The sequence below is a fragment of the Sulfitobacter sediminis genome, assembly GCF_040811725.1.
Lineage (GTDB): Bacteria > Pseudomonadota > Alphaproteobacteria > Rhodobacterales > Rhodobacteraceae > Sulfitobacter > Sulfitobacter sediminis.
In genome coordinates this window covers 139,644-150,586 of the sequence record NZ_JBFNXX010000007.1, presented here as the reverse complement: position 1 = coordinate 150,586, position 10,943 = coordinate 139,644, and the positions used below count along the sequence as shown (strand labels likewise).

Genomic DNA, 10,943 nt, shown 5'->3' with positions numbered 1-10,943 from the left:
ATCCGGTCCGGCAAAACGCGCGACGGAAATGAAGTCCTCGTCAGATCACCGCAGAAATCGCGGTTTCCAGCTTTTCCACAAGTTCGTCAAGCTGCTCATCCTCAATGATGAAGGGTGGTGCCAGCAGGATGTGATCGCCGCGTTGTCCGTCAATGGTGCCTGACATCGGATAGCAGATCAGCCCCTCTGCAAAAGCCGCCTTTTTGATCTTGGCCGCAACGCCCCGTGAGGGGTCGAAGGGCTCCTTGCTGTCGCGGCCGGCAACGAGTTCGACCCCGCGGAAAAGGCCGCGCCCGCGCAGGTCGCCCACATGAGGGTGCTGACCAAAGCGACTGGCGAGCCTTTCGGACAGCGCGTCGCCCTGTTTGCGCACACGTGAGACAAGGTCTCTGTTGATGATCTCGCTCACCACCGCGTGCCCGCAGGCGGCGGCGGTCGGATGGCCGATGTAGGTGTGCCCGTGCTGGAAAAAGCCCGACCCCTGTTCGATGGTCTCGTAAATCTGCGACGTGCACAGCATCGCGCCGATCGGCTGGTATCCTGCACCGAGCCCCTTGGCGATGCAGGCGATGTCAGGGGCGATCCCGTCCTGTTCGCAGGCAAAGAGCGATCCCGTGCGACCCATTCCGCACATGACCTCGTCCAGGATCAGCAGCACGCCGTATTTGTCGCAGATCTCGCGGATGCGCTTGAAGTAGCCGGGTGCAGGGGCAAGGGCGCCAGCGGTCGCGCCGACGACGGGTTCGGCCATGAAGGCCATCACCGTGTCGGGGCCCAGCCGCAGGATTTCGTCCTCCAAAGCCTGTGCGGCACGCAGGCCGTATTCCTCGGGCGTCTCGTCGTCGCGCTTGAGGCGGTATTCGTAGCAGGGGTCGATATGGCTCACGTCCAGCAGGAGCGGCCCGAACTGCGCGCGGCGCCATTCGTTGCCGCCCGCGCTCAGCGCGCCGATAGTGTTTCCGTGATAGCTTTGCTTGCGGGCGATGATCTTGCCGCGCTTGGGTTCGCCCTTCTCCACCCAGTACTGACGCGCCAGTTTGATCGCCGCCTCGGTCGCCTCGGACCCGCCCGAGACGAGGTAGACGCGGTCAAGATCGCCGGGGGCATTCGAGATGAGCAGATCGGCCAGCGCCTCGGCAGGTTCGGAGGTGAAGAAACCCGTGTGAGCGAAGGCCACCTTGTCCAACTGCGCCTTGATCGCGTCGACCACGATCGCGTTGTTGTGACCGAGGCAGGAGACCGCTGCGCCGCCCGAGGCATCGAGGTACTGCTTGCCCGAGGCGTCGAACAGATAGCACCCCTCACCGCTGACTGCGACGGGTGGAGCCTGGCGGGTGTGACGTGGAAAGATATGTGACATTTTTCTCCCTTCGACCGTGCACTGGAACGAGGTCAAGACCATAGCATTACGTTGTGGTCCATTTTGCCGAGAGGCGCAGGCCAAGACAACCGGATAGTCTGACCTGGTCTTATTAAGAGCGGCCCTCAGGCGACATCGATCCAGGTCATCATGCCCGAGGCGGCATGCGAAAGCATATGGCAATGAAGGAGCCACTTGCCGGGATTGTCTGCGACGAAGACGACCTCACGCGCCTCGCCCCGTTGCATGAGCGTCGCATCACGCATCGCGCCAAGGTTGCCGTCAGGCGCGACTTCGTGGAAATGCATGCCGTGCAGATGCATCCCATGGGCAAACGCGGTGTCGTTGCGCATCCTAAGGCGCACCGTCTCGCCAAGGGACAGCTCCGCTAGCGGCGGCCCATCCATGCCGCCGACGGCTCCGTTGAAGGCCCAGAACTTGCCCGCTTGCGCCAGTTCCATCATCGACCTTGATTGTCCGCCCATCATGGCACCACGCATGCCACCCATTGCACCGCCTTCCATCACCAGATCAAGCTGGCGCGCCTCGGCGAGGTTCGGCATCTGGTGAGCATTGGGAGGCAGGGGGGCAGGCGGGGCGCGGCGGGCGCGGCTGGCCTCGCCCGTCACCTCGAAGGCCACCTGAGAGAATGGCTCGTCCCGGTCGAGATGCACGAGATGCGCGGCGCCTCCCACCTCCGTAATCACGTCGACGATCAGATCCAGACGTTGGGCAGGGGCCATCAGAAACGTTCCCTCGACCGCCTGTGGTGTCGCCAATGGCATACCGTCCTGCGCCACGATCCAGCCCTCGAACCCTTCCAGCGACAGCGGGAAAATCCGCGCATTCGACGCGTTGATCAGACGCAGGCGCAAGCGCGCGTTTCTCTGTGCGGGAAGGGCGAGGTTGTACCTGCCATTTGTCGTGATGTAATTCCCGAGCCGTCCCGCATGGCTCAGATCACGCATGGCGCCGAAACTATCGGCGATCTGTCCGGTCTCGGGATTGATCAGCCAGTCATCGAGGATCAGCACCTCTTCGCGGTCGATATCTAGCGGGTCGGGCTCCTCGATGATCAGCGCGCCATGCAGGCCGCGCGCGACCTGTTCGAAGGACCGGTTATGCGCGTGATACCAATAGGTGCCCGCGTCCGGAACCGCGAAGTCATAATCGAAGTCTTCGCCGGGGATCACGGCTGCCTGCGTCAGCCCCGCGACGCCGTCCATCGCGTTGTCGATCCGGATGCCGTGCCAGTGGGTCGAGGTGGGCGAGGGCAGGGCGTTGACCAGCCGCCGCTGGACACGCGCACCTTGCGTCACTCTGATTTCGGGCCCCGGCGCGCTGCCGGAAAACCCCCAGATCGAAGTGCGGCCGTATTGCTCGGGCAGTAGGTGGATGTCGGCGACCCGCGCCTCCAGCATCTCAAAGGCCGAAGCCCCCGCGCGAGAAGGCCCAAGGGCGGCGAGTGCGGATCCTGCGGCGATGAATTCTCGGCGGTTCAATCGGGTCATCATCCTCGCCTTCTTGTCTGTGGTGGCGCTCTTTGCACCGGTGCTGGGAACCGGCCTTCGTTGTGGGCAAAAGTAGTCCATGTCTGTTCCGGTTTCCATCGGTATCGTTACCCGAGTGCTCTCCTGGCACCCCCGGATTTTGGGCTAACGCTAAGGCCCCGCGGACGTGGCCGCAATCGGCGGCTATTCCTATCTGGAACGCGAACTTCTAAGAAGGCTGTAATCGCAGGAGCAGCCGCTACAGGGCGCGGCCCGCACAACAAACCGCCAGCCGCGCTGGCCGCACGGGAAAGGACATTTGATGGATCTGCAACTCAACGGCAAACACGTCCTGGTCACCGGTGCCTCGAAGGGGATCGGACGCGCCATTGCGCTGGCGTTCTCGGCAGAGGGCGCGAAGCTGACGCTCGCCGCCCGATCGCAGGATGGTCTGCAAGCCGTGATCGACGAGATCGCATCGCTTGGTGCGGAGGCGGACTTCATCGTCGCCGACCTCAGCACCGAGGCGGATCGCGAAAAGCTGATCGCCGCGCGTCCCGACATCGATATCCTCGTCAACAATGCGGGCGCCATCAAGGCAGGACCCGCCACGGCGGTCACCATGCAGGACTGGCGCGACGGTTTCGAGCTCAAAGTCTGGGGGTACATCCACCTCACGCTGGGATTCCTGCCCAAGATGCGCGCGCGGGGCGCGGGGACGATCATCAACATCATCGGCATGGGCGGGCGTGCCACGCGGCCATCCTACGTGATCGGCGCTGCCGGGAATGCGGCGTTGATCGGTTTCACGCAGGCCATGGGCGCGACCAGTCCGGACGATCAGGTCCGGGTCTTCGGGATCAACCCTTCACCCACGCTCACCGACCGGATGGTCACCCGCTTTCGCGGGGAGGCTGAGCGCGAACTGGGCGATGCGGAACGCTGGGAAGAGATGGTGGGCAAGGTCGATTTTCCCTTCGGTCGCCCGAAGAGCGCCGAGGAGGTGGCGTCGCTCACGGTGATGCTGGCCTCTCCACGCGTGCATTACCTGTCCGGCACCGTCGTCGACATGGACGGCGGCGGGCAATGGCGGGGGTAGGCAAAGCCCGTTCAGCGCGCTGGCGAACGGGGGTTTCCATCATCTCCGAATGATGCTTCTGTGCGGTAAGACCTCACCAGAAGGCACGGCGCGGCAGCACATGAGCAGGATTTGAAATGACCCGGCCAGACGGCATCGTCACGCACGGGCGCCCTCGAAATCGGAGGGGCAGCCCGTGACCTTCTCCGACAGGCTCGCGACCTTCCTTTTCGAACGCAACCGACTGCTGATGATCTGCCTGGTGGCCGTGATGGTGTTCCTTGCAAGCGGAATTCCACGCATCCAGTTCTCCGGTGACAACCGGGCCTTTTTCGGGACCGGGAACCAGGAGTTTGTCGATCTCAAAGAGATCGAGCAGACCTATACCACCCCCACCTTGCTGTTGCTCATGCTCAAGCCGCCCGAGGGCACGGCGTTCGAGGCAGAAACGCTTTCCGCTCTCGTTGCGATGGCCGAGGATGCCTGGCGGATGCCCTATGTCCTCCGGGTCGATCTGGCGACCAACCAGATGCACAGCTACGCCGAGGGCGACGAGGTTCTGGTGGAACCGATGCTGGACGAATTCGCCGAGATCACTCCCGAGGCTGCGGCGCGGTTCCGCGATCTCGCGCTTGCGTCCGATGACCTGCGCAATCGGCTGCTGTCCGAGGATGGCAGCGCCTTTGGGATGTCCATCCGGGTCGTCCTGCCCGAAGGTGAACCGGAGGCACGCGAGGCGGTCGAGGACTATCTCGCGAACATGCGCGCGGGCTGGCAGGCCAGTTATCCCGATTGGGAGATCCGGGCGACGGGTGGACTGCTGGGCAACAACCTGCTGCAGCGGGTCGCGCGGGAAGATATTCGGGAACTTGTCCCCTACGCCTTCGTGGCCGTGGTGACTGTGTTCATCCTCGCAACGGGTTCGCTCGTGAGTGTGTTCGCGTCGGTCCTTGCGATCTTGTGCACGACGCTCGGCACGTTCGGCTTTGCCGGGTGGTCGGGCATGGAGTTGACCGCGGGCACCGCGATCGCGCCGCTTGCCGTGATGGTGCTGGTTTCCACCAGTTGCGTACATATCACCCTTGCGGCGATCAGGCTTCACTAGCAAGGGCAGAGCGATGAGCCGTTTCGGGCGTCCATTTCCAAGAACCTCGCCCCCGTCGCCATCAGTCACCTGACGACAGGGCTCGGATTTCTGTGTCTGAATTTCGCGCCCTCTCCGCCGCTTGCGAACATGGGCAACATCGTCGCTTTCGGGCTGCTTTATGGTCTGGTCGTCGTCTTTATCCTGCTGATCGCAATCCTGGCCAAAAGACCGCCGACAAGGGCGGGCAGGCTCATGGTATCGGGCGAAGCGATGCGCAGGTTCTCGGGCTGGGTGATCCGGCAGCGGCGGATGATCTTCGTCCTGTTCCCGGTGCTGGCCCTAGGCGCCGTTCTGGGCATCCGGAACATCGAATACGATGACAACGTCATCCGCTACTTCGATGATCGCTATCCGTTGAGACAGGATTCCGAAGCCATCGAAAGCGGGCTGACCGGGCTGGAAGCCCTGCAATTCTCGTTCAGCGCACCCGATGGCGCGAGCGTTTTCGATCCCGTCTTTTTGCGCAGCGTCGACCGCTTTGCAAAGTGGATCGATAACCAGCCCGAGGTCGTCTCGGTTGCCGCGCTTACCAGTATTCTGCGCGATCTGAACCGCAATATGAGCGGCGACGGCGGCGATCCGGACGGGGTGGCAGACACCCAGGCCGCGAACGCGCAACTGATGATGTTCTACGAGCTGTCGCTGCCCGTCGGGATGGACCTAAATATCCTGATGGACGTGGACCGAACACAGACCCTTGTGACCGCGACCGTGCGCGCCGGCCGCAGTGAGGAACTGCGCGATCTCGCGAGGCGGGCGGATGCCTGGATCGCCGAGAACGAACCCACCCTGTCGGCCCATGCCTCGGGTGCCGCAATCGCCTTCGCGCGGATATCCGAGCGTAACAACGAGCAGATGATCTGGGGATTCCTGACGGCGCTGGGTCTGGTTTCGGCCACGATGATCGTGACCCTTCGCAGCATCCGACATGGCTTGTTGAGCTTGGTGCCGAACCTGTTGCCAGCCCTTCTGGGCTTTGGTTTCTGGGGGTGGACGCTCGGGGACGTCAACCTCGGCTCTACGGTGGTGACAACGATGACCTTCGGCATCGTCGTTGACGACACCGTGCACTTCCTCATGCACTACCTCGCCTGCCGGCGCCGGGGGCATGACGTCGAGGGGGCCCTGGCCGACACCTTCGCGGTCGTGGGATCGGCGATTATCCTGACGTCGGTTGCCTTGATCATGGGCTTTGCTATCCTCATCACATCCGGGTTTGCGATCAACCAGCATATCGGTCTGCTGACCGCGGTGGTGATCGTCTTCGCCCTGATATGCGATCTGCTCCTGTTGCCAGCCCTCCTAACCCTTTCGAGAAAGAGAGAATGACCATGTTGAAACGTCGCGAAATTCTGGCTGGTGCTGCCGGTCTTGCCCTGTTCGGCGGACGTGCAGCCCGCGCCGAGACCGCGCGGGAAAGAGGCCTGCGCATCGCGACCGATGCCTCGAACCGGCGTGGCGGCTACAGGGACATCTCCGCCACCGGCGAGATGGTGCTGCGCACGGCCAGCAACCAGACCTCGAACAGGCGTTTCGATGCCTCCTGGATCGATGCCGGCAGGAACGACTCCCGCTCCCTCCTGATCTTCCGGTGGCCCGGCGACATACGCAACACCGCCCTTCTGACCCACGCCTATCCCACCAAGACGGACGACCAGTGGCTTTTCCTGCCCGCGATGGAACGGGTGCGGCGGATCAGGGGTTCCGGGCGGTCGGGGTCATTCGTGGGCAGCGAATTCGCCTTTGAGGACATGGTCGATCAGGAGGTGGCGAAGTTCGATCACATCTGGATCGCCGACGAGCGCTGCCCCGGCAGCGGAACGTGCCACGTGATCGACATGATCCCGAGAAGTCCCTCCGGCTACAGCAGGCAGCGCGTCTGGCTCGACACCAAGGAGCTTCGGCTGCAAAGGGTGCAATACTTCTACCGGGGTGGCGCGCACCTCAAGACCCTGACGGTCGGCAAGTATCGGCTGTACAACAATCGGTTCTGGCGCGCGGGCCAGATGGTGATGGAGAACCACCTCACGGGTGCCGGGACGACGTTGAACTGGAAGGACTACGTCTTTGACCGGGGGCTAAACGCGAATGCTTTTACCGTCAACGCCCTACGCCGGATCAACTGAGGCGTCCGGGCAAGGTGTTGCGCTGAGGGCATGCCTGCCCCGGCGATCCGCGCGGCCGGGCAGCCTCACCTGTCGTATCGCCCAGAATTGGCATAAACTGGGAATTTTAGTGAAACCCTTTTTCGCAAAACGTGTCCGAGGTCTCCCTATGAAGACGGTAATGAAATCCTCGCTGGCGCTCATGGCCCTTGCAGGGCCTCTGGCTGCGCAGGACAGCGAGGCGTCGATCTCCGGCCGGGTCGATCTCGGGTTTCGGTATTATTTCGACGACGGCCTCTATGCGGACCAGACCGATGCCGGCGCCTATCCTTTCCTCGGCTTCGGGCTCAACGGGTCGCTGCCTGTCGGCGACGGGCAGATCGTGCTGCAATTCGAAGGCCTGACCGACGATGAGAACGACCGGTCGGTCCTGAACGTTCAGAAGGCCTACTTCACACAGAGCTTCGACACCTGGGACCTTGTGGCCGGGGTCAACGTTGAGAACTGGGGCGTCAGCGCGGGCAGGACGCTTGTCAACGTGCTGAATGCCCGCGATCAGGCCAATACAGTTGGGGGTGGCGAGCTGATCGGATCGCCGATGGTGAATGCGAATTTCTTCACCGGCTACGGCACCCTCAGTGCCTACGTGGTCGATGGCACCGTCTGGGATCACTTCGGCGGCCGCGCCTCGCGCCAGCGTGGCCCGCTTTTCACCGACGACGCGCTGACTGCCTACGAGAACGAGCGCGGAGCGGATATCGCGCTGCGCTATGCCAACAATTTCAGCCTGGGCGAGGGGGCGGTCGATCTGGGGTTCTACGTCTTCAAGGGCGCGTCGCGCGAGGCGGTCAGCCTTCTGGGCTGCGCAACGACCTCGGGTCCCGTCACGGCAGAAGTCTGCAACCAGATCACCAATGATATCCGCGCGGACTACGAGGCGGACGGCAGCCTGCTGCGGAGCGAACAGGAAGTCGCCGATTACCTCGTCTCGAATTACGGTGTGCCCGTCGCATTGGAAGGAGAAGAGGTTCTGGCGATCGCGCCCTACTATCAGGACATTCGCCAGGTCGGTCTGACCACTGTCTATGCCCGTGGGGATACGCAGTTCCGGTTCGAGGGATTCCTGCGTGACACCGAGCAGGAAAGCTTTACCGCCGGGATCGTCGGCGGAGATCATACTTTCTTCGATGTCGGTGGCAGTTCGGGCAATCTCGTGCTCGCGCTTGAATACCATTTTGACAACAGAAGCGACCGGCAGCCGATCAGTATCTACGATGACGACCTGTTCTTCGGGTTCAACTTCAGCGCCAACGACGCAAACGACACGCGCGCGGAGTTCGGTGTTTTCCATGACGTGAATACGCAGGGCAGGCTCTATTCGCTGGAGTTCTCGCGCCGGTTCGGGGACCGGGTACGCGCCTCGATCCGGGCCAGCCACGTGGAGAGTTCGGACGCGACCGATCCGTTGACGGCGGTCGACGGAGACACCTTCGTAGACTTTACGCTTTCGACGTTCTTCTAGGACCGGGGGACAAGTCGAGCGGCGTCCCTGCGGGCGTGGCTCAGGCCGCCGCCTTGAGCTTCATGACCTCCTTGCGCAGGACGGTGGCCTGTTTCATTTCGCTCTTCATTTCCTTCATCGCCTTCTTCAGCAGTTTTCGCGCCTTGTTCACTGCGTCATTCGCGCGGGTGACTTCGGCGATCCATGAGAACATCAATTGCAGGGCGCTCTTGAAGTTCGAGATGATGGTCAGCACCGTGCCGAGAACGTCGAGCTGTTTCACCATCTCGATGATCTGCGCGTAAATCTCTTTCAGCATCTTGATGTATTTGATGAAGAGCTTCTTCAGGGTGCCGAGGATCTTGTTCGGGTCGGCTGCTTTTCGGATCAGTTCAATGATCTTCTTGCCGAGGCGTAGCGCGGCCTTGAGCAGGTTGGGGATGCGGGACAGGAGACCCTGAACCATGTTTGCGGCCTGAAGGAACTTGTCGATAACCGATTTGCCGACCACTGTGGCGATTTGCTTGGCCACGGCCACCAGCTTCTTCATGAAAGAGACCAGCGCCTTCAGGGATGAGGCGACCCTTTTGAAGATCACTTTCCACAATTGGGTCAGGCGTGACTGGTACTTGTCGACGGCTTCGAGGTATTTCTTGGTGGGATCGTTTTCCGTGCCCATGGCAGGTCTCCGTTTCTATCTGGTAGGGGTCAGGCCGCAAGGCGGCAGCCGGAGGGCAAAAATAAAATTCACATAATCAATGTGGGCACGGTACCGCTAAAAGCGTCATTTTTCAAGCAACGCGGGGTTGAGCCGCTTTTCGAAACGCTGGCAACACACGCTGATCTTGGTAGCCTGAGCGCATGAAACCCAGCGCGATTTCTCTGGTTTTGGGGGGCATGCTGCTCCTCTTGCCCGTTGTCTTACCAGCGCCCGAAAGGCTTTCCGGCAGCGCATGGCTTGCCGCCGGCCTTGCGGCGGCCATGGCGCTTTGGTGGGTGACAGAGGCTTTGCCGCTGGCAGCGACCGCACTCTTGCCGCTTGCCTACGCACCGCTCGTTGGAATCGCGCAGATCGAAGAGGTTGCGGGTGCCTACGGCGATCCGCTGATCGTTCTCTTCCTCGGCGGTTTCCTGATCGCTCGGGCAATCGAGCGCTCGGGGCTGCACCGTCGCCTGTCTGCGGCCCTGCTTGCCATTGCGGGCACCAGCCCGCGTCGATGCCTTGGGGCGATCATGCTCGGTACAGCGTTCTTGAGCCTCTGGATCAGCAACACCGCTTCGGCCATGGTGATGGCGCCGATTGCTGCAGCGCTCGCTGCCTCTCAGGAAACACATTCGCGCTTTCCAACCGCGTTGATGCTGGGCGTGGCGTTTTCGGCGACGATCGGCGGCATGGGGTCGCTGATCGGCACACCCCCCAACGCGATCTTCGCTGCCTATGTGAGCAGCACTTACGGCATCACCGTGGGCTTTGCCCAATGGGCGGCGGTCGGCGTGCCGGTCGCGCTTGTCCTTCTGGCGCTGACATGGGTTGTCCTGGGGTTTGTTTCTCCAGGCACGGGCACTGCGCCGCTGCGCCCTCCGGAGCGACAGGAGGCTAGTGCGATGGGTGTCGCAGAGCGTCGGGTGGCCTGGGTCGCGGGGATGACGGCCCTTGCGTGGCTTTCGCGGCCACTGTTGGAATGGTTCTGGCCGGTAGACGGTCTCAGCGACGCGGGCATCGCGATGGTCGCGGCACTTGTCCTTTTCGTCCTGCCGGACGGAAAGGGCGGTCGCCTGCTGGACTGGGATACGGCGGCGACCCTGCGCTGGGATGTGCTGATCCTTTTCGGCGGCGGGCTGGCGCTGGCCGGGCTCCTGCAGCAAACCGGGCTTGCCGACCGGATCGGCGCGGCGGTCGTGGGCTACGCCTATCTGCCGGAACTGCTTTTGTTGCTGACCATCGCGGCAGTGATCGTCTACGTTGGAGAGCTTGCCAGCAACACGGCCATGGCAGCGATCTTTTTGCCAATCACCGGGGCGGTAGCGACGGGTATCGGAGCCGACCCCGTCGCCTTCATGCTGCCCGTGGCGCTTGCGGCGTCCATCGGTTTCATGTTGCCCGTTGCCACGCCGCCGAATGCCATCGTCTTTTCCGATCCTGCGGTGACACGCGCCGATATGCTGCGGGCGGGCGCGCCGCTGGACATCATCGCACTGTTCGTGACCGTGGTGATCGGAAGCATCCTTGGACCGGTGGTTTTCGGGTGAAAAGACCGCTTG

At 62.5% G+C, this 10,943-nt stretch carries 9 protein-coding genes; 6 read left to right on the top strand and 3 right to left on the bottom strand.

From position 1 onward, the window contains the following. Positions 1-40 precede the first annotated feature (40 nt). Positions 41-1,360, bottom strand: coding sequence for an aspartate aminotransferase family protein (locus AB2B41_RS11460; protein ID WP_367877932.1), 1,320 nt, complete (start codon positions 1,358-1,360; stop codon positions 41-43). 125 nt (positions 1,361-1,485) lie between these two features. Then, on the bottom strand, positions 1,486-2,871 hold the full coding sequence (locus tag AB2B41_RS11455) for a multicopper oxidase family protein (protein WP_367877931.1): 1,386 nt from the start codon (positions 2,869-2,871) through the stop codon (positions 1,486-1,488). Between the two features lie 301 nt (positions 2,872-3,172). On the opposite strand from AB2B41_RS11455, the gene AB2B41_RS11450 reads away from it, so the two are divergent. From AB2B41_RS11450 to AB2B41_RS11430, 5 genes are all read left to right on the top strand, one after another. Further along, entirely contained in the window at positions 3,173-3,949 is a 777-nt protein-coding gene (locus AB2B41_RS11450; RefSeq protein ID WP_367877930.1) for a short-chain dehydrogenase/reductase, read from the top strand. Positions 3,950-4,124: 175 nt separating this feature from the next. Beyond that, positions 4,125-5,033, top strand: a complete 909-nt coding sequence (locus AB2B41_RS11445) for an MMPL family transporter (protein WP_367877929.1) — start codon at positions 4,125-4,127, stop codon at positions 5,031-5,033. Between the two features lie 129 nt (positions 5,034-5,162). Next, on the top strand, positions 5,163-6,404 hold the full coding sequence (locus tag AB2B41_RS11440; protein WP_367877928.1) for an efflux RND transporter permease subunit: 1,242 nt from the start codon (positions 5,163-5,165) through the stop codon (positions 6,402-6,404). Next, positions 6,401-7,201 carry an outer membrane lipoprotein-sorting protein gene (locus tag AB2B41_RS11435; protein WP_367877927.1) on the top strand — a complete coding sequence of 267 codons (801 nt, stop codon included), beginning with the start codon at positions 6,401-6,403 and terminating at the stop codon, positions 7,199-7,201. Before AB2B41_RS11440 ends, AB2B41_RS11435 begins: the two co-directional genes overlap by 4 nt. Positions 7,202-7,349: 148 nt before the next feature. Beyond that, positions 7,350-8,702: a hypothetical protein gene (locus AB2B41_RS11430; protein ID WP_367877926.1), complete on the top strand. Its 1,353-nt coding sequence runs from the start codon at positions 7,350-7,352 to the stop codon at positions 8,700-8,702. A 40-nt stretch (positions 8,703-8,742) separates the two neighbouring features. Here the strand turns inward: AB2B41_RS11430 and AB2B41_RS11425 are convergent, their stop codons facing one another. Beyond that, entirely contained in the window at positions 8,743-9,360 is a 618-nt protein-coding gene (locus AB2B41_RS11425) for a hypothetical protein (protein WP_367877925.1), read from the bottom strand. 218 nt (positions 9,361-9,578) lie between these two features. Here AB2B41_RS11425 and AB2B41_RS11420 point away from each other — a divergent pair, with 218 nt between their 5' ends. Next, positions 9,579-10,931, top strand: coding sequence for an SLC13 family permease (locus tag AB2B41_RS11420; protein ID WP_367877924.1), 1,353 nt, complete (start codon positions 9,579-9,581; stop codon positions 10,929-10,931). The last annotated feature ends 12 nt before the right edge of the window (positions 10,932-10,943 follow it).

What these genes read in the sequence shown, in the direction of transcription:
- AB2B41_RS11450 (WP_367877930.1), top strand. Translation starts at nt 3,173, where the DNA reads ATGGATCTGCAACTCAACGGCAAACACGTCCTGGTCACCGGTGCCTCG.
- AB2B41_RS11430 (WP_367877926.1), top strand. Translation starts at nt 7,350, where the DNA reads ATGAAGACGGTAATGAAATCCTCGCTGGCGCTCATGGCCCTTGCAGGG.
- AB2B41_RS11435 (WP_367877927.1), top strand. Translation starts at nt 6,401, where the DNA reads ATGACCATGTTGAAACGTCGCGAAATTCTGGCTGGTGCTGCCGGTCTT.
- AB2B41_RS11425 (WP_367877925.1), bottom strand. Translation starts at nt 9,360, where the DNA reads ATGGGCACGGAAAACGATCCCACCAAGAAATACCTCGAAGCCGTCGAC.
- AB2B41_RS11455 (WP_367877931.1), bottom strand. Translation starts at nt 2,871, where the DNA reads ATGACCCGATTGAACCGCCGAGAATTCATCGCCGCAGGATCCGCACTC.
- AB2B41_RS11420 (WP_367877924.1), top strand. Translation starts at nt 9,579, where the DNA reads ATGCTGCTCCTCTTGCCCGTTGTCTTACCAGCGCCCGAAAGGCTTTCC.
- AB2B41_RS11460 (WP_367877932.1), bottom strand. Translation starts at nt 1,360, where the DNA reads ATGTCACATATCTTTCCACGTCACACCCGCCAGGCTCCACCCGTCGCA.
- AB2B41_RS11440 (WP_367877928.1), top strand. Translation starts at nt 5,163, where the DNA reads ATGGGCAACATCGTCGCTTTCGGGCTGCTTTATGGTCTGGTCGTCGTC.